Annotated in this window: 15 protein-coding genes; 11 read left to right on the forward strand and 4 right to left on the reverse strand. The window is 70.6% G+C overall.

Annotated features, from left to right (window positions below; genetic code table 11):
- Nucleotides 1-113: 113 nt before the first annotated feature.
- On the reverse strand, nt 114-647 hold the full coding sequence (locus tag CNR27_RS05590; protein WP_096297306.1) for a hypothetical protein: 534 nt from the start codon (nt 645-647) through the stop codon (nt 114-116).
- Between the two features lie 34 nt (nt 648-681).
- On the opposite strand from CNR27_RS05590, the gene CNR27_RS05595 reads away from it, so the two are divergent.
- Both CNR27_RS05595 and CNR27_RS05600 read left to right on the forward strand, forming a co-directional pair.
- The gene (locus tag CNR27_RS05595) at nt 682-2,868 is read left to right on the forward strand and encodes a RelA/SpoT family protein (RefSeq protein ID WP_425435493.1); all 2,187 of its coding nucleotides are present in this window, start codon (nt 682-684) and stop codon (nt 2,866-2,868) included.
- 135 nt (nt 2,869-3,003) lie between these two features.
- The gene (locus CNR27_RS05600) at nt 3,004-4,455 is read left to right on the forward strand and encodes a hypothetical protein (protein ID WP_096297307.1); all 1,452 of its coding nucleotides are present in this window, start codon (nt 3,004-3,006) and stop codon (nt 4,453-4,455) included.
- On the opposite strand, the gene CNR27_RS05605 is transcribed toward CNR27_RS05600, so the two are convergent.
- The gene (locus CNR27_RS05605; protein ID WP_096297308.1) at nt 4,452-6,560 is read right to left on the reverse strand and encodes a glycosyltransferase; all 2,109 of its coding nucleotides are present in this window, start codon (nt 6,558-6,560) and stop codon (nt 4,452-4,454) included. The genes CNR27_RS05600 and CNR27_RS05605 overlap by 4 nt on opposite strands.
- Nucleotides 6,561-6,683: 123 nt before the next feature.
- On the opposite strand from CNR27_RS05605, the gene mrcB reads away from it, so the two are divergent.
- Genes mrcB through lepB form a run of 5 tightly spaced genes read left to right on the forward strand, consistent with a single transcriptional unit; the run spans nt 6,684 to nt 13,217 of the window.
- Nucleotides 6,684-9,152: a penicillin-binding protein 1B gene (gene mrcB / locus CNR27_RS05610; protein ID WP_096297309.1), complete on the forward strand. Its 2,469-nt coding sequence runs from the start codon at nt 6,684-6,686 to the stop codon at nt 9,150-9,152.
- Entirely contained in the window at nt 9,152-9,685 is a 534-nt protein-coding gene (locus CNR27_RS05615) for a tetratricopeptide repeat protein (protein ID WP_096297310.1), read from the forward strand. The genes mrcB and CNR27_RS05615 overlap by 1 nt, the downstream gene beginning before the upstream one ends.
- A 21-nt stretch (nt 9,686-9,706) precedes the next feature.
- On the forward strand, nt 9,707-11,812 hold the full coding sequence (gene yoaA, locus CNR27_RS05620) for a DNA repair helicase YoaA (RefSeq protein WP_096297311.1): 2,106 nt from the start codon (nt 9,707-9,709) through the stop codon (nt 11,810-11,812).
- The gene (gene tsaB, locus CNR27_RS05625) at nt 11,809-12,546 is read left to right on the forward strand and encodes a tRNA (adenosine(37)-N6)-threonylcarbamoyltransferase complex dimerization subunit type 1 TsaB (RefSeq protein ID WP_096297312.1); all 738 of its coding nucleotides are present in this window, start codon (nt 11,809-11,811) and stop codon (nt 12,544-12,546) included. Before yoaA ends, tsaB begins: the two co-directional genes overlap by 4 nt.
- Before the next feature lie 29 nt (nt 12,547-12,575).
- Complete coding sequence (lepB, locus tag CNR27_RS05630) at nt 12,576-13,217, forward strand: signal peptidase I (protein WP_096297313.1); 642 nt, start codon at nt 12,576-12,578, stop codon at nt 13,215-13,217.
- An 87-nt stretch (nt 13,218-13,304) separates the two neighbouring features.
- On the opposite strand, the gene CNR27_RS05635 is transcribed toward lepB, so the two are convergent.
- Nucleotides 13,305-14,177, reverse strand: a complete 873-nt coding sequence (locus tag CNR27_RS05635) for an energy transducer TonB (RefSeq protein WP_096297314.1) — start codon at nt 14,175-14,177, stop codon at nt 13,305-13,307.
- A gap of 14 nt (nt 14,178-14,191) precedes the next feature.
- Complete coding sequence (gshB, locus tag CNR27_RS05640) at nt 14,192-15,154, reverse strand: glutathione synthase (protein ID WP_096297315.1); 963 nt, start codon at nt 15,152-15,154, stop codon at nt 14,192-14,194.
- A 185-nt stretch (nt 15,155-15,339) separates the two neighbouring features.
- Here gshB and pilG point away from each other — a divergent pair, with 185 nt between their 5' ends.
- From pilG to CNR27_RS05660, 4 genes are read left to right on the forward strand one after another with little or no spacing between them, the layout of a single operon-like run.
- Entirely contained in the window at nt 15,340-15,744 is a 405-nt protein-coding gene (gene pilG / locus CNR27_RS05645; protein ID WP_096297316.1) for a twitching motility response regulator PilG, read from the forward strand.
- Between the two features lie 11 nt (nt 15,745-15,755).
- Complete coding sequence (locus CNR27_RS05650; RefSeq protein WP_096297317.1) at nt 15,756-16,121, forward strand: response regulator; 366 nt, start codon at nt 15,756-15,758, stop codon at nt 16,119-16,121.
- The gene (locus CNR27_RS05655; RefSeq protein WP_425435494.1) at nt 16,121-16,678 is read left to right on the forward strand and encodes a chemotaxis protein CheW; all 558 of its coding nucleotides are present in this window, start codon (nt 16,121-16,123) and stop codon (nt 16,676-16,678) included. The genes CNR27_RS05650 and CNR27_RS05655 overlap by 1 nt, the downstream gene beginning before the upstream one ends.
- A 40-nt stretch (nt 16,679-16,718) precedes the next feature.
- A complete protein-coding gene (locus tag CNR27_RS05660) occupies nt 16,719-18,740 on the forward strand; it encodes a methyl-accepting chemotaxis protein (protein ID WP_096297318.1) in 2,022 nt (673 codons plus the stop codon).
- Nucleotides 18,741-18,814 lie beyond the last annotated feature (74 nt).

An 18,814-nucleotide genomic window follows, 5' to 3' on the forward strand; every position in this document is an offset into this window, starting at 1 on the left:
CCGAGTCCTGCGCCCATGCGCAGTTGAAAAGGGAGAGAGAGGCCGCGGCCGCAAGGACGACAAGGGTGCGCATTTCTGGGTTCCCGGGTAAGTGAGTGTTCGGAATGGCTGGATCAGCGGACGCGTTCGACCTTGGCCTGGGTGTTGTAGCCATCGACCTGCAGCCACCACACGCCCAGCAGGCCGGGACGGATACGCGCCGCCACGTCCTGGCCGCGCGCGCCTGCGAGCGAGGCACTGTCGACCTGCTTCCACACCTGGCCGTTGGCGAGGACGTACTCGCGGCCGCGGGCGAATCCATGGAAGGGGCCGGAGATCGTGCTTTCGAGCGGCTCGCGCGATGCCTGCGGCGGGCGCTTGCCCAGGTCCGCGGTACGCGCTTCGCGACGTCCTTCCTCGCGGGCCTGGGCGATGCGTGCTTCGACGTCGGTGGCGACCGGCGCTGCAGGCGCGGCCGTCGGCGCCGCAGCGGAGTCGCGCGCAAGCAGTTCGTTGAGTCGCGCGAGCTCGGCCGTACTGAGCTTGTCCAGCCCGGCGGCGCGGAACTCCGCCGGGCTCAGGCGGTCCTCGATCCCGGCCTGTTGCGCGAGCGCGGCCGAGCTGGCCGTCAGCAACACCGCGATCAAGACACTCTGGACTGTGCGCATGCTCTGTTCCTCCGGTGCGGGCGGGGCTAGTGTAGTGCGTCCCGCCTGCATCGAGTGGCCGATGCCCGAGGTTCCGGACAACCTGCGCGACCGCCTGCTGGCGTCGCCGACGATCGCCGCGTCGGGGCCGTCGTTGCGCGCGCTGCTCGGCGCGCTGCCGGCGGAGGTGGAGCTCACGGAGCCCGCGGCGGCGGCGGTGCTGCTGGACACGCTCGCCTCGCTCGGCCTGCTCGGCGCCGATGGCGAAGTGGTCGCCACCGCGATCGCCGATGCGGTGCCGGCCTGGCAGCCGGCGGTACGGGCGGCGATGCCCGCGGTCGCGCCACTGCTCGACGGCCTGAGCGCCGCGCGGCAGGTGTGGTCGCTGCATGCCGAGCAGGCCAGCGAAGGCAATCCAGAGGGGCTGCGGCGGCTGCTGCTGGCGCTGGTCCGCGATCTGCGGCTGGTGCTGTTGCTGCTGTCCCGGCAGCTCGCGTTGATGCGTGCGGCCTCGCGGAGCGAAGACGACGACGCCCGGCGTGCGCTGGCTCTGCTGACGCGCGACATCCATGCGCCGCTGGCGAACCGGCTCGGCATCTGGCAGCTGAAGTGGGAGCTCGAGGATCTCGCGTTCCGCTACCTGCAGCCCGACACCTACCGCCGCATCGCCGGACTGCTCGATGACAATCGCACCGGCCGCGAGCGCTATATCGAGCAGGTCCGGCTGCAGCTGGGCGAGGCGCTGGCAGCGCAGGGCGTGCCGGGCGAGGTGGCCGGCCGGCCCAAGCACATCTACAGCATCTGGAAGAAGATGCAGCGCAAACAGGTGCCGATCGGCGAACTCTACGACCTGCGTGCGGTGCGTGTGCTGGTCGGCGACATACCCGACTGCTATGCGGCGCTGGGCGTGGTGCACGCCCTGTGGACGCCGATCCCGAGCGAGTTCGACGACTACATCGCCCGCCCCAAGCACAACGATTACCGCTCCCTGCACACCGCCGTCGTCGGGCCCGAAGGCAAGACGCTCGAAGTGCAGATCCGCACGCGCGAGATGCACGAAGCTTCGGAACTCGGCGTCGCCGCCCACTGGCGTTACAAGGAGACCGGAGGCTCGCAGCGTTCCGCCGCAGGCAACGCCGCGCTCGAGCGCCGGATCGAATGGATGCGGCGCCTGCTCGAAGCGCATACCGAGTCCGGGGCCGGGGGCGAGGCTTCGCTGGTCGGGGCGCTCGGCAGCGAGCTGGTCGAGGACCGGGTCTACGTGCTGACGCCCAAGGGCGAGATCGTCGACCTGCCACAGGGCGCAACGCCGCTGGACTTCGCCTACCAGGTGCACACGATGGTCGGCCACCGCTGCCGCGGCGCCAAGGTCGACGGCCGCATCGTGCCGCTCGATACCGTGCTGCGCAGCGGTGAACGTGTGGAGATCCTGACCGCGAAGACACCGGCGCCGCGGCGCGACTGGCTGGTGGCCGCGAATGGATTCCTCGCCAGCACGCGTTCGCGCGAGAAGGTCCGCGCGTGGTTCAACCGGCTCGATCGGACGCGCAACCTGCAGGCCGGTCGCGAACTGCTCGACAAGGACCTGCGTCGGCTGGGCCTGCTGCATGCGGACCTCGCCCCGGTGCTGGCCCGCTTCAATGTGGCCAGCGTCGACGATCTCCATGTGCTGGTCGCGCTCGGCGATCTCGGTCCCAACCAGATCGCCCGCGCGCTGCTCGAGCTGGAGCGCGAACGCGACGCGCCGGCCGAGCCGGCGCCGACGCTGCCGCTGCGCAAGCCGCGACGCGCACCGAAGGCCGCCGCCAGCGATTTCCACGTGGTCGGCGTCGACAACCTGCTCGTGCAGGTTGCACGCTGTTGCCGTCCGCTGCCGGGCGAGCCGATCGCCGGCTATCTGACCCGCAGCCGCGGGGTCAGCGTGCACCGCCAGGACTGCCCGGCGTTCCTGCGCCTGTCGGCGGCCGAGCCGCAGCGCGTATTGCCGGTGGAGTGGGGGCGCGCAGGCGGCGGGCACGAATCGGACATCCGCGTGGAGGCGGTGGATCGGCGGCATCTGCTCAAGGACCTGAGCAACGCGATCGCGCAGGAGGATGTGCACGTGCTGTCGATCCAGAGCGAGACGCTCGGCCTGTCGCGGGTGCGCTTGCAACTGCGTGTGCGGGTGGCCGACTACGGCCAGCTCGCGCGCCTGCTCGGCAAGCTCGACGGCTTGCCCGGGGTGGATGCCGTACGCCGATGACACCCGGATGCGGCAGCTGCTCCCATACTGCGCCGAGTGCACCGCCCATCCGACCATCGCGACCCTGTAGAACGCGCTCCGCTCGCGCGATGGCGTGTGCGCTGGCGTGCCGGAGACCGCGAGGCCTCCCGGCGTATGGCGTTGACGGCAGTGGCGGTGTTTGCGGCGGCGGTGGTACTGGTGATCGGTGTCCGGGTGCTGGTTGTCGACCGGATCTGGCCGGAAACCCGCGTGCAGGCCCTGCTCGACGAAGCGGCGGTCGCGAGCGCGGCCGGTCGCCTGAGCGCATCCGACGGAAGCGGCGCCCGCCAGCTATACGAGGCCGCGCTCGCGCTCGACCCTGACGACAAACGCGCACACGAAGGCCTTGCCGAAGTCGCGCGTCGCGCGCTGGCCCAGGCGGCGGCAGCCGTCGAGGCGGGGAGGCTGGAGGAGGCGCGGACCGAGCTGGCGCTTGCGCGTGAACTGTCCGCGCCGCGCGAACATGTCGACGCGGTGGAGGCCGCGCTGCGGCGGCGTGAAGCCGTGGGCCCGGGCGTCGATCACCTCGTCTCCGCAGCCCAGGCCGCGCTGGCGGCGGGCGACCTCGACGGCTCGGAGTCCAGCGCGCTGCCGCTGTATGCGCGTGCGCTGGCGCTGCAGCCGGACAATGCCGATGCGCTGCGCGGGCGCGAAGACGCGCTGGCCCTGCTGCTCGAAGAGGCCCGCGCGCAGTTGCGGAGCGGTGATCTGCGCGAGGCGGCCGAACTGATCGTGCGGGTCCGCAGCTACGATGCCGGCCACGTGGACCTGCCCGACACCGAGGCCCGGTTGACCGAAGAGCTCGATGCCCTGCGCCGGCGCGCCGAGCGCGATCTCGCCGCCGGTTATATCGAACGCGCGGTTGCCGAGTGGCGGATGCTCCAGGCGTTCGATCCCGACGACCCGGGCGCGGCGCGCGGTCTCGCGGATGCAGGCGTTGCCTATGCGCGCCGGGCCGAGCGGTTCGCCCGCGACTTCAACTTCGCCGATGCCGATGCGCAGCTGCGCGAGGCCCGGTTGCTGGCGCCCGACAACGAGGCGGTACGGCTCGCCGGCGAGCACGTCCAGCGCTCGCGCGCGCGCCATGCGCAGCTCGGCCCGCAGTTGCCGCCAGAGCAGCGCCGCCAACGGGTCGCGGCCCTGCTGCAACAGGCGGCGGCCGCAGAGGCGCGCGGCGATCTGCTCGAGCCTCCTGGCGACAGCGCCTACGACAAGCTGCGCGCCGCGCGCCGGATCGCGCCGGACGACCCGGCGGTGGCGCGTGCGTCGGCGCGCCTGCTGCCGTCGGCGCGCGCATGTTTCGACGCCGGCCTGCGCGCCAACAGCCTGGCGCGCGCGCGCAGCTGCCTGGACGCACGCGAACTGCTCGGTGACGACACCGCCGCGCTGGCAGACGCGCGACGCAGGTTGGCGCAACGGTGGCTGGCCATCGGCGACGAGCGCCTGGGCGCAGGCAATGTGGCTGGCGCGGAAGCCGCCCTGGGTTTCGCGCGCGACATCGACCCGCGCGTGCCCGGTCTCGCCGAATTCGGCCGCCGCCTGCGCGCGGCCTCGCCCGGCAACTAGCCGGTCGGCTCGAGAAACACCTGGCGCACAGTTCCGCGCGCGGCCTCGAGCGAGAAATGCGCCTGCACATTCGCCAGCCCGTTCGCGGACAGGCGCGACCACAGTTCGGCGTCCCGGTAGAGCGTCACCACGGCGTCCGCGAACGCATCGGCATCATCGGCCAGCAGCACGTCCTCGCCCGCCCGCAGATGCATGCCCTCGGCCGCGCAGGAAGTGGCGACCACCGGTTGTCCGTGCGCCATGCTCAGGTTGACCTTGCCCTTGACGCCGGCGCCGAAGCGCAGCGGCGCGACCGCGATCCGGCAGCCATCCATGTAAGCGGTGATGTCGGGCACGTGGCCGTGGATGTGCACGCCCGGCGCATCGGCAAAGGCCGTGATCGTGTCGGGCACGTAGCCGCCGATGCAGTGGAAGGCCACGTCCGGCATCGCCGCGCGGATGCGCGGGAATATGTCGGCAAGGAACCAGCGCACGCCATCCACATTGGGCGGATGGCGGAAGCCGCCGACAAAGACCAGGTCCCGACGGTCCGCGAACGCGGCGCCCGTGTCGGCGATCTCGTGCAGGTTGGACAGCACGGTCACCCGCGCATCCGGGGCATCCGTGGCCAGCACCTCGGCTTCCGCCGCGCTGACCACCAGGGTGATATCGCTGCGGGCGATGACGTCGAGTTCCAGCGCGCGGGTGCGGGCCGCCGCGCGTGCCAGCGACGCGTCGCCGGCCACCTCCGCGCCGCGCTGTTCGCGCACGTAATGCAGGTCGATGCTGTCGAACACCACCCGCGCCTGTGGAGCATGCGCGCGCACCAGCGGCAGGAACTCGCGTGCGATGTAGTGCCGGCACAGCAGGACGCGCTGGAACCGGTGACCGTGGTTGCGCATCCAGCGCGCCACACCGCCCGCATGCGGGTCATGCCACACCTCGATGCCCAGTGCCTGCAGCGCGCGGGTAGCCCCGCCGGCGTGGCGAAGGTCGGCAGGCAGGAACACCACGTGCGCGCCCGCCTCGCGCAACAGGCGCATCAGGTTGACCAGACGCAGCGAGGCGGAGTCCCGATCGGGCATGGGGGTCAGGTTGTCGACGATCAGCACCTGCGGAGTGCCTGCAGCCGGCAAACGGCCGGCATCGACCGGCTCGAGCGGACGCCGGGCGAGTGCATCGCGCCAGCGGGCAGCGAAGATGGGGAGGTTGCGCGCCTGCGCGGCCTTCATCCCGCTGGCCGGATCGGTGCCGGCAGTGGCGCCTTCCAGGTGCACGACGCATGCCGCCGGCTGCACCAGCACCCGCAGGCCTGCGACGCGCACGCGCATCGCAAGGTCGGTGTCCTCGTAGTAGGCCGGCGCGTATCGCGGATCGAAGCCGCCCAGTTGCGAGAACAGGGCACGCTCGATCATCAGTGCAGCGCCCGACACGTAGTCGACGTCCGCGCACCACGCGAACTCGGGATGCGTGGGGTCGGCGAAGCGTCCACGGCTCTCCCCGCGTCCGTCGCGCGCGAGCATCGCACCCGCCTCCTGCAGTCGGCCATCCGGATACACGAGCTGCGCACCCACGATCCCCACATCGCGCTGCGCGGCGAAGGTTGCGCGCATGGCATCCAGCCACCCGGGCTGGGGGACGGTGTCGTTGTTGAGGAACAACAGGAAGCGGCCGCGCGCCATGGCGGCTCCGGCGTTGCAGGCGCCGATGAAGCCGAGGTTCGCGGCCAGTGCATGCAGCCGCAGCCCGTCGATCCGGCCCAGCAGCGACAGACTGTCGTCCGGGCTTGCGTCGTCGACGACGATCACTTCGATCGAATTGGCCGGCGGATGAGCGGCGATGGCCCGCAGGCAGGCGATCGTCTGCGCGGCATGGCCGTGCACCGGAATGATGATGCTGACCTCCGGCTCCGGCTCCGGCGCCGCGGGAACCGAAAACGGCGTGAAGGGCGACATGTCGGCGGCGAGCAGCGACTGCGCGGTTGCCGGCGCGAACAGGCCAAGTTGCGCACTGACGCGCTGCCAGGTGGCGACCGGACCGCGGGTGCGCAGGCTGGCGAGCCCCCGCCGGTACAGCCCGAGCGCGCGCTCGAACTGGAATCGCGCGCCGGCCAGGGATAACGACATGCGTTTGGAACTCCAGCTGACTGTTCAAGGAGCGCCCACGGCCTGCGCCGAAGCGCTGGGATAGACTGCCCGGTCCTCATTGTCGCATCCACATCGACCCGCCGTGGCGGGTGCAGGAACTCCATGGCCCGGATCGATTACGAAGACGACGACACCGACGACCCGACCGAGGATGCGCCGCCTGCCTGGCGGCGCCGGGTGGTCACCGCGGTGCTGGCGCTGCTGGCCCTGGGGCTGGGCTTTCTGATCCCCTACACGATCTATCTCAATCACCAGGTGAGCGAGAAGTTCGATGCGCTGACCTGGCAGGTGCCCACGCGCGTGTATGCGCGACCGCTGCAGGTCACGCCCGGCATGGCCATGAACGCCGCCACGCTGAAGACCGAACTCGATGCAGCCGGGTATCGCGAGGGCGACGGCGTCAAGCCCGGCACCTATGCCACCGAGGGTGGGCGCTGGACGATTTCCAGCCGCGGCTATCGCGACGTGGACCGCGTCGTGGCGCCGGGCCGGGTGCAGCTCACCCTGTCCGGCGGACGCGTCTCGCGCCTGCGCGATGGCGGCGGCGAGCGTGCGCTCGAGGTCGCGCGCATGGATCCGGCGCGTATCGCCACGCTCTACGGCCAGCGCCAGGAAGAGCGCCGGCTGGTGCGCATCGACGAAGTGCCGCCGCTGCTGACCGATACGCTGCAGGCGGTCGAAGACAAGGATTTCGCTCACCACCACGGCATCGACCTCAGCGGCATGGCACGCGCCGCGATGGTGAACCTGCGCGCCGGCGAGACACGCCAGGGCGCGAGCACGCTGACCCAGCAGCTCGCCCGTAGCGGCCTGCTCGGCATCGGCCGCGAGCAGACCTACACGCGCAAGTTCAATGAAATCCTGTACGCGATGCTGATCGAGGCACGCTACGGCAAGGGGCCGATCCTCGAGGCCTATCTCAACCAGGTGTATCTGGGCCAGCGCGGCGCGCAGGCGATCCACGGCGTGGCCGCGGGCGCGGAATTCTGGTTCGGGCGTCGGCTCGACGATCTCGAAATCGAGCAGGTCGCGCTGCTGGTCGGCATCATCCGCGGGCCCTCGTACTACGACCCGCGGCGCCATCCCGAGCGTGCACTCGAGCGCCGGAATTTCGTGCTCGACAAGATGCTCGAGTCCGGCCTGATCGACCAGGCCGCGCACGACCGCGCGATCAAGCGCCCGCTCGGCGTCACCGAGACGCCCGGCAGCATCGCGGCCAACCGGTTCCCGGCCTATGTCGATCTGGTGCGCCGGCAGCTGGCGCGCGACTATCCGGCCGGCGATCTGCAGGGCGCGGGACTGTCGGTAATGAGCGCGATGGCGCCCTCCGCGCAGGCCTACGCCGAAGGCGCGACCGTGCGCACGATCAAGGACCTGTCCACCGGCAAGCGGCCGCCACTGCAGGCCGGTCTGCTGGTGACCGACGTGCATTCGGGCGAGGTCGTGGCCGCGGTCGGCAGCCGCGATCCGGTCGAACACGGCTTCAACCGCGCAGTCGAGGCGCAGCGCCCGGTCGGCTCGTTGCTCAAGCCGTTCGTCTATCTGCTGGCCCTGGGCAATCCCACGCAGTATTCGCTCGCCAGCTGGGTCGACGATTCGCCGGTCACGATCACGCTGGAGAACGGCCGCAAATGGTCACCCGGCAATTCCGATGGCCGCAGCCACGGCACGGTGCGACTGATCGATGCGCTCGCCCGTTCCTACAACCAGGCGACGGTGCGGATCGGCGAGGCGGTCGGTACGCGGGCGCTGGCGGATCTGGTGCACGTGCTGGCCGGCGTACGCGCCACGCCCAATCCGTCGCTGACGCTCGGCTCGATGGACCAGAGCCCGTATGCGATGGCGCAGCTCTACCAGTTCCTCGCATCCGGCGGCGAGATCCAGCCGCTGCGCAGCGTGCGCGGGGTCATCGACGAGCAGGGTCGCGTGCTCAGCCGCTACGACAACGCCCCGCGGCCGGCGCAGGAGGGCGATGCGATCGCCGCGCGTCTGGTCACCATCGGCCTGCAGGAGGCGGTGACTTCGGGCACCGGCCGGCAACTGGTCAACGACGGCCTCGGCCGGCTCAATGCCGCCGGCAAGACCGGCACCAGCAACGATGGCCGCGACAGCTGGTTCGCCGGCTGGACCGGCGACCATCTGGCCGTGGTCTGGGTGGGCAACGACCAGAACGAACAGACCGGCCTCTACGGGGCGACCGGTGCGATGCGCATCTGGTCGGGCATGTTCGCCCGTCTGCCCAGCGCGCCGCTGGAGGTCAGCAACGACGGCCTGGAGTGGAAGTGGATCGTGCAGTCCAACAGCACCGACGCCGATTGCCCGGGCGCGCGCCGGTTCGCCTTCGTCAGCGGCTATGCGCCGCCGTATCAGCCGTGCCGGGTCTATGATCCGGAGCAGACCTTCATCGACGAGAACGGCAACCTGGTCGATGCCACCGGCGCACCGGTTCAGCAGGAACGCCGCGGCTGGCGCGAGTGGTTCGGCTTCGGTCGCGACGAGCCCGAAGCCCCGCCTGCAGAGACCGCGCCGAGCCAGCCTGCGCCGGTACCGTCTCCCGAGGAGTCACCCTGATGAGTCCAGCCCGTTTCCTGCCGCGCGTCGCCGCGCTTGCCGCAGCCCTTGCGTTGGCTGCCTGTGCCAGCCAGTCGCCGACGACGGCGGACGCCGCGCCCGTGGCCATGATCCCGCCGCAGACCATGGTGCAGGCGATCCGCGCCGCAGCCGGCGACGGCGACGGCGAACTCGCGGTCCAGCCGCTGCGCGACCCGATGGTCGAGGACCTGCGCGAGCGTGCGGTCGCGCTCGAAGGGCAGGGCGATCTCGACGGGGCCGCAGCCGCGCTCGACCAGGCGCTGGAGATCGTCGACGGCGATCCGGCATTGCTGCAGGAGCGCGCCGAGGTCGCGATCCTGCAGAACGACTTCACGCGCGCCACCGAGCTGGCCGAGCGCGCATATGCGCTCGGCGCGCAGGTGGGCCCGCTGTGCCGACGCCACTGGATCACGCTCGAGCAGGTCCGCCTGTCCACCGGCGATGCCGCTGGCGCGGTGCAGGCGCGCGGCCAGGCCGACGGCTGTCGCGTCGCCGGGCCCACACGCTACTGAGTGCGGTGACGGGCCCGCTCCGTGCTCGACGCACCTGACGCCGGGCTTGCCGCGCGCAGCCTCGCGGCGCTCGTCGAGGGCGGCGCACTGGCCGAGCGGATTCCCGCGTTCCGGCCACGCGCCGCGCAGCAGGCGCTGGCGGGCTCGGTCGCCGACGCGATCGACCGACGCAGCACGTTGCTGGCCGAAGCCGGTACCGGCACAGGCAAGACGTTCGCGTATCTGGTGCCGGCACTGCTGTCGGGCCTCAAGACCATCGTCTCCACCGGCACCCGCGCCCTGCAGGACCAGCTGTTCCATCGGGACCTGCCCCGGGTACGCGATGCGCTCGGCAGCGGCCTGCGCAGTGCGCTGCTCAAGGGCCGCGCGAACTATCTGTGCCTGTACCGGCTCGAACAGGCGCGCGGCGAACCGCGACTGACCTCGCGCGAGCAGATCAATCCTGATCAGAGCCGCCAGTTCCAGCGCATCGTCGCCTGGGCCGGACGCACGCGCATGGGCGACATGGCCGAGCTCGACGGCCTGCCCGAAGACACGCCGCTGCTGCCACTGGTCACCTCGACGGTCGACAACTGCCTCGGCAACGAATGCCCGTTCTGGAGCGAGTGCTTCCTGGTCCAGGCGCGGCAGCGTGCGCAGGCAGCCGACGTGGTCGTGGTCAACCACCATCTGCTGCTGGCCGATCTGGCGCTCAAGCAGGAGGGCTTCGGCGAGATCCTGCCGGGCGCGCAGGTCTTCATCGTCGACGAGGCGCACCAGCTGCCCGAGCTCGCCGCGCAGTTCTTCGGTGAAGGCATGAGCGCGCGGCCCCTGGTCGAGCTGGCGCGCGACGCGATCGCCGAATGCAAGGACGTGCCCGGCGCACTGCCGGTGCTGCAGGCACCGGCGCATCTGCTCGACGTGGCGACGCGCGGCCTGCGCAGCGCGATGGACGGCCTGCCGGCCCGTGGTACCCGCTACCGCGCGCTGTACGAGCCCGCGGTCGAGGACGCGCTGCATGCGCTCGATGATGCGCTGGTGCATCTGCGCGACGCGCTTGCGCCCCTGCGCGAGGCTTCCCCCGGACTGGACAGCTGCCACGCCCGCGCGCAGCTCTTCGTCGCCCGGCTGCGGCGCTGGAACGACGGCAGCGCCGCAGCCGGTTCGATGTTCGACGATGACGATGACGACCACGATAACGATGCCGAAGCGGCACCCTCGGCCGTGGACGCGCCTGCGGCCGACGACGGCGTGCTTTGGTACGAGCTCACACCGCGCGGCTTCCGCCTGCAGCGCACGCCGCTCGACGTCTCCGCGCCGTTGCGGGCGCATCGCGAAGCCTCGCGCGCGGCCTGGGTGTTCACTTCGGCGACGCTGGCGGTCGACGGCAGCTTCGACCACGTCGCCCAACGCCTCGGCATCGAGGCCCCGCAGACGCTGCTGACGCCGAGCCCGTTCGACTGGCCGCACCAGGCGCTATGCTATCTGCCGCCGAAGCTGCCGCAGCCCGCTTCGCAGGACTACACGCGCGCGGTGGTCGATGCGGTGCTGCCGGTGCTCGAGGCCTCGGGCGGTCGCGCCTTCCTGCTGTTCGCCTCGCACCGCGCCCTGCGCGAGACCGCGGCCCTGCTGCGCGACGGCAGTCGCGACTGTCCATGGCCGCTGTTCGTACAGGGCGAAGCCCCGCGGCACGTGCTGCTGCAGCGCTTCCGCGAATCCGGCAACGGCGTGCTGCTGGGCGCGGCGAGTTTCCGCGAGGGGGTCGACGTGGCCGGCGGCGCGCTGAGTGTCGTCGTCATCGACAAGTTGCCGTTCGCCGCGCCCGACGACCCGGTATTCGAAGCGCGGCTGGATGCGATCCGCCGCAGTGGCGGCAATCCCTTCCGCGACGAACAGTTGCCGCAGGCGGTCATCGCCCTCAAGCAGGGCGTCGGCCGCTTGATCCGCACCGAACACGATCGCGGCGTACTGGTGCTGTGCGATCCGCGCCTGCTCGGCCGCAGCTATGGCGGTGTCTTCCTCGACTCGCTGCCGCCGCTGCCGCGCACGCGCGAAATCTCGACGGTCGCTGCGTTCTTCACTGCGCCTGCGACAATGCCGGCGGGCGCGCCCGCGCCTGTCCCGCTCCCGGAAACCCTGCCGTCATGAAACTGCTCGCATTCGAAACCGCCACCGAGGCCTGCTCCGTCGCCGTGTACGACGACGGCCGGGTACTGGAACGGTTCGAGATCGCGCCGCGCAGGCACGCCGAGCTCGCGCTGCCCTGGGCCGAGGCCCTGCTGGCCGAGGCCGGTGTCGCCCGTGGACAGCTCGACGCGATCGCCGTCGGCCGGGGGCCGGGCGCGTTCACCGGCGTGCGTCTGGCGATCGCGCTGGCGCAGGGGATCGCGCTGGCACTTGAGCGGCCGGTCGTCGCGCTCTCGTCGCTGGAGGTACTGGCGATGCGCGCCGACGTCGCCCCGGGCACTCCGGTACTCGCGGCGATCGATGCACGGATGGGCGAGGTCTACAGCCAGGCCTTCGTGCGCGAGGCGCAAGGCCTGCGGCCGTTGGCGCCTGCGCACGTCGGTGCGCCCGACGTCATCGAGCTGCCGGGTGACGCGACGGGTTGGGCGGGGGTGGGCACCGGATTCTCCGCGGCGGAGGCTGCGCTGCAGACGCGACTGGCCCCGCGGTTCTCGACCGTCGATGCGCTGGCGCTGCCGCGTGCCGGCGATCTGGCGCGGCTCGCCGCGGCAGCGTATGCGCGTGGCGAGGCGGTCGCCCCGGAGCGGGTCGAGCCGGCCTATCTGCGCGACAACGTCGCGCTGACCCTCGTCGAGCAGGTGGCCCTTCGCGCGGCCCGGCGCGCCGCGGAACCGGGCGCGCCGGACGCGCCCTGACTCTTTCCCTGACCGCCCAGGAGCGCCGCATGACACCTACGCCCGCCCCGTCCCCCTGGCGCGCCGGACACCGCGGCGCCCGCCTGCGCCGCTGGTTGCACCGCGAAGCGCTGCCGATGATCTGCCTGCTCGCCCTGCTGCTGGTCGCGCGCTCCTCGCTCGCCAACCACTACTACGTGCCCAGCGGGTCCATGGAACCGGCGCTGGCACCCGGCGACCGGGTGGTCGTCGACATGCGTGCCTATGGCTTGCGCGTTCCGTTCAGCCAGTTGACCCTGTGGCCGGGCGATCCGCTCGCGCCGGGCGACGTGGTCGTGTTCCGCTCGCCGTCGGACAACGTGCGCCTGATCAAGCGCGTGGTCGCGGTGGCCGGCGACCGCGTCGACCTCGTCGATGGCCGCCTCGCGATCAATGGCACGCCGCTGGCCGCGCAGCCGGGCGGACCGGAAGATTTCGGTGACGTCCAGGTCGTGCTCAACCTGGACGATGGCGGTGGTCCCGATCTGCACAACCTGGTGGTCCCTGACGGCCAGGTGCTCGTGCTCGGCGATCATCGCGGCGCCAGCATCGACGGGCGGTACTTCGGTTTCGTGCCCGCGGCGTCGATCTACGGCCAGGCCCGCGGCGTGTTCTGGCGCAGCGGCGAAGGCTTCGGCTGGCGCCGCCTCTAGTCCTGGCCGAGCGGGCTGGCGAGCGATGCGGCTTGCTCGCCACCGTCGCGCGGGCTCCACAGGCCGCCGCGCCGCACGCGCGCTGCTTCAACGATCGTCGATCAGCTCGCCGCCCGGCAGGAAGTTCCAGGTGCGGGTGACATGCAGCACGTCGACCTCCTCGCTGGTCGCCGGCAGCGGCGGGTAGGGTTCGGCAAGGCGGGCGATCGACAGCGCGGCGTCGTCGAGCAGCGGGATCCCGCTGCTGCGGATGATGTCCGAACGCTCGACCGAGCCGTCGCGACGGATCGCCACGCTGATCACCAGCTCGCCGGCAAGCTGGCGGCGCCGGGCCTCGTCGGGATAGTTGAGGTTGCCGACGCGCTCCACCCGGTCGACCCACTGCCGCAGATACGCAGCGTAGACGTACTCCTGCGTGCTCGCCGATACGAACTTGCGCTTGGGCCTGCGCGCATAGCGCTCCGAACGCAGGTGGATCTCGGCCGCCAGCCGGGCCATCTCGAGATCGCGCTCGATCTTCTCCGGCCCGCGCGGCAGCGTCGAAGGATCGGCCTGCCGGGTCGGGTCCTCGGTCGGCAGGGCGGTGTCGCCGCGGGTGCTGGCAACCACCCGGTCGCGGGGCGGTGGCTGCGCGTCGGGCGATTGCGCGCGCATCTCCATCGGCGCGACGCCGGTGCTGTCCTGCGGCACCTGGCCGAGCTGGGCCTCGCGCGGGCGGTTGCTGCGTTCGTGCTCGCCGCCGCCCTGGTTGCTGGCCTGGGCGAGAAAATCGGCCTGGGCCTGGGTCAGCGGGCTGGTGGTCTCGGTGAGGATCACATCCAGCGTCGGCATCACCGGCGCGGCATCCTCGCTGGCGAAGCCGATGCCGAGCACCAGCAGGCCGTGCACCAGCAGCGACAGGACCAGCGTCGCACCCAGGCGCGCGCGGTCGTCGATCTGCGGCGGCGCAGCGGTAGACACGTCGCGAACGGCTGTCAGCGCGCGGACGATGCGACCGGGCCGCGCTCGATCGCATCGAACAGCAGGCCGGCGATATTGGTGCCGTAGGCGGCGTCGATCTCGCGGATGCAGGTGGGGCTGGTGACGTTGACCTCGGTCAGCCAGTCGCCGATCACGTCGAGACCGACGAAGCGCATGCCGCGCGCGGCCAGCGCCGGGCCGACCTGCGCCGCGATCCAGCGGTCGCGTTCGCTCAGCGGGCGCGCCTCGCCGCGGCCGCCGGCGGCCAGGTTGCCGCGGAACTCGTCGCCTTGCGGAATCCGCGCCAGGCAATAGTCGACCGGAACGCCGTCGATGAGCAGGATGCGCTTGTCGCCGTCGACGATCTCCGGCAGGTAGCGCTGCGCCATCGCCAGCCGGCGTCCGCCGTCGGTCAGCGTCTCGAGGATCACGTTGAGGTTCGCGTCGCCGGCGACGGCGCGGAAGATCGAGCGTCCGCCCATGCCGTCGAGCGGCTTGAGCACCGCGTCCCGGTGCTCGGCGACGAAGGCTTTGAGCGAGGCCGCGTCACGGCTGACCAGCGTCGGCGGGCAGCACTGCGGGAAGGCCAGCGCGCCGAGCTTCTCGTTCATGTCGCGCAGGCCCTGGGGGTCGTTGACGATCCAGGCCCCCTGGCGCTGCGCGACGCTCAGGATCTGGGTGTCGCCCACGAACTCGGGATCGACCGGTGGATCCTTGCGCATCAGCACCACGTCGCCCTCGCCGAAACGGCGCAGGCTCGACGCGCCGAGCGTGTACCAGTCGGTGGGATCCTCGCGCACGTCCAGTGGCGCCACGCGCGCCACCGCGTCGCCGCCGACCATGGCCAGGCCGCCGGGGATGACGTAATGCAGGCGATGGCCGCGCCGCCGGGCCTCGAGCAGCATTGCGAACGTGGAGTCCTTGGCGATCGTGATCGACGCGATCGGATCCATCACCACGACGACATCCAGGGGCATGCGCATGACCTGCGGCTTGGGAGGCGCACGATCTTATCAGGGGCGCACGCATGCGCTGCGGCGGCTATTTCGAGGCGATGTGCACAAACCGCATCGAAACCTTGACAGCTGCATGTCGAGCCGGGGTATAACTCCGTCCTGCTCTGGCGCGCGAAGACTCCGCGCCACGCATCAGGGGAGAACGCATGACCAGTGACGACAAGCCGTCCTCCGGCAGCCTCGACGGGCTCCGGGTGATGGTGATCGATGACTCGCGCACCATCCGCCGCACGGCCGAGACGCTGCTGCGCCGCGAGGGCGCCGAGGTGGTCACGGCTGTCGACGGGTTCGAGGCGCTGGCGAAGATCGCCGAGCACAAGCCGCAGATCATCTTCGTCGACATCATGATGCCGCGGCTGGACGGCTATCAGACCTGTGCGTTGATCAAGAACAACCAGGTGTTCCGCAATACGCCGGTGATCATGCTGTCGTCCAAGGACGGCCTGTTCGACAAGGCGCGCGGCCGCATCGTCGGCTCCGAGCAGTACGTCACCAAGCCGTTCACGCGCGAGGAACTCCTCGACGCGATCCGCACACACGTCACCGCCTGAGGGGGCAGGACATGGCTCGCATCCTGTTGATCGAGGATTCTCCGACCGACACCGCCGTGCTGACCCAGTGGCTCGAACGCCACGGGCACCAGGTCACGGCATTGGACAACGCCGAGGACGGCATCGCGAGCTGCAAGCGCGATCGCCCCGACCTCGTGCTGATGGACGTGGTGCTGCCGGGCATGAGCGGGTTCCATGCCACGCGTGCGCTGGCCAAGGATGCCGACACCGCCAGCATCCCGGTCATCATCATCAGCACCAAGGGCATGGAAACCGACCGCATGTGGGGCATGCGTCAGGGGGCCAAGGGTTACATCGTCAAGCCGCCGACCGAGGATGCGCTGATCGAGCAGGTCAACGCGGTTCTGGCCGGCTGATGTCGGCCTCGCCATCCGATGCCGCTGTGGCCGGCGTGTTCGCACTGCTGGCCGAGTACGAGCGTCGCAGCCTCGCCCACAGCGTCGGCCTGCCCGAGGAACTCGATGCGCCTGGCCTGTGGCGCGGCGTGGGCTATCGCGTCGGCCGCCGCATGCTCGCCTCCTCGTTCGACGAGGTCGTCGAGATCATGCCGATACCGCCGGTCACGCCGGTGCCCGGGGCACAGCCGTGGATGCTCGGCGTCGCCAACGTTCGCGGCAGCCTGCTGCCGATCGTCGACCTCAAGCAGTTCCTCGAAGGCGAACGCACGGTTCTGCACGAAAGCCAGCGCGTGCTGATCGTGCGCCAGCCCGGCGGCGACGTCGCGCTGACGATCGACGAGCTCTTCGGCCAGCGCAGCTTCCTCGAGGAAGACGAGGTCTCCGCCGACCGGGTCGCCGAGGGCCGCTACGGCCACTTCGTCGATCGCGCCTACGCGCACGCCAATGCGACCTGGGGGGTCTTCAGTCTCGACCGCCTCACTCGTACCCCCGAATTCAGACACGCCGCGGCCTGATGGCCGCGCTCGCACTCAAGATCAGGAACGGAACGCCAGCATGAGCACAGCCGCCGACACTCTCGTCGCACCGCGCCGCACCTTCGGCACGAATTTCTGGGTCGTGATGCTTGTTGTCGCCGGCACGATCCTGGTCCTCAATACCGGTTACAGCACCTGGAAGGCCTCACGGCTGGGCGGTGCCAGTACGGCGGCCTCCAACCTGCGCGTGGACAGCCAGCGGCTGGCCAACCAGGGCACCGAGGCGGTGCGCGGCAACGCCGCGGCGTTCGCCGCGTTCAACGAAACGCGCGCCCAGATCGATGGCGACATCCGCCAGCTCAACAACAGCTTCGGCAATACGACCGGCGTCGCCGGCCCCATCGCCACGGTGACCCGCACCTGGGAGCCACTTGGTGCAAGTGCCCAGCGGCTGGCCGACAGCGAGGAAGCGGTGACCGCGTTCGCCGGTCAGGCGGAGCGCTTCAGCCAGGGCGTACCGCAGCTGCAGGCGCTGCTCGACGAACTCGTGCGCGCGATGTCGAGCAGCGGCTCGCCGTCGTCGCAGGTCTACATGGCATTGCGCCAGGTGGTGATCGCCGGCGACATGGCCCGCCGCGTGACCGAGGTGCAGGCCGGCGGCCCCGGCGCCGCGATCGCAGGCCAGGGCCTGCGCCGCAACGCCGAGGATTTCCAGCAGGTCATGACCGGCCTGCGCGAAGGGGATCCGGCGCGCGAGTTGCAGGCGCTGACCAACGGCAATGCGCTTGCCGCACTGACCCGCGCCGACGAGACCTGGGCGCGGATGCGCGCCGAACTCGAGGCGATCCTCGGCAGCAGCGAGCAGCTGTTCCAGGCCCAGGCCGCTGCCGGTGCGCTGGTGGCCGGCTCCGACCAGCTGCTCAGCGACAGCGAGTCGCTGTTCAACGCGTTCACCGCATTCGGTTCGCTCACCGACCGCAGCCTGCTTGGCAACATCTGGATCAGCATCCTTGCCGGTCTGCTTGCCCTGGTCGCGATCGCCGGCCTGTTGATCTCGCTCAACCGCGCCCAGCGCGAGCGCTACGAAACCACGATGGAGCTCAATAACCGCAACCAGGAGGCGATCATGCGCCTGCTGGACGAAATGGGTTCGCTCGCCGAAGGCGACCTGACCGTCAAGGCGACGGTCACCGAGGACATGACCGGCGCGATCGCCGACTCGATCAACTTCGCCATCGAGCAGCTGCGCAGCCTCGTGCAGACGATCAACGACACCTCGGTTCAGGTGGCCTCCAGCGCCCAGGAAACCCAGGCCACCGCGATGCATCTGGCCGAAGCGGCCGAGCATCAGGAGCAGCAGATCAATTCCGCGTCCGACCGCATCAACGAGATCGCGGTCAGCATCGACCAGGTGTCGAAGAACTCGGCCGAATCGGCCGACGTGGCGCAGCGCTCGGTCCGCATCGCGACCAAGGGCGCAGGCGTGGTGCGCGAGACGATTGCCGGCATGGACTCGATCCGCGACCAGATCCAGGAAACCTCCAAGCGCATCAAGCGGCTGGGCGAAAGCTCGCAGGAGATCGGCTCGATCGTCGAACTGATCAACGACATCTCCGAGCAGACCAACATCCTCGCGCTCAACGCCGCGATCCAGGCGGCCTCGGCGGGTGAGGCGGGCCGTGGCTTCGCAGTAGTCGCCGACGAAGTGCAGCGCCTCGCGGAACGCGCGACCAATGCGACGCGCCGCATCGAAACGCTGGTCCAGACCATCCAGTCCGATACCAACGAGGCGGTGACTTCGATGGAACAGACGACGTCCGAAGTCGTTGCCGGTGCGCGCCTGGCCGAGGATGCCGGTACGGCGCTCGGCGAGATCGAGAGCGTGTCGACCAACCTCGCCGACCTCATCCAGGGCATCTCGTCGGCCGCGCAGCAGCAGTCCTCCGCTGCGACCAACATCACGACCACGATGCATACCATCCAGTCGATCACCAAGCAGACCTCGCAGGGCGCCAACCAGACCGCCGAGTCGATCGGCAACCTGGCTCAGCTCGCGGCCGACCTGCGGCGCTCGGTCGCCGACTTCAAGCTGCCGGCTTGAGCCACGGAAAGGACTCCATGATCGCCAGTCTTATTCGCGCACGCGCGCGTGGCCTCCGCCATGGAGTCGCCGCA

The sequence above is a fragment of the Luteimonas chenhongjianii genome, from assembly GCF_002327105.1.
In the GTDB taxonomy this organism is placed as follows: Bacteria; Pseudomonadota; Gammaproteobacteria; order Xanthomonadales; family Xanthomonadaceae; genus Luteimonas; species Luteimonas chenhongjianii.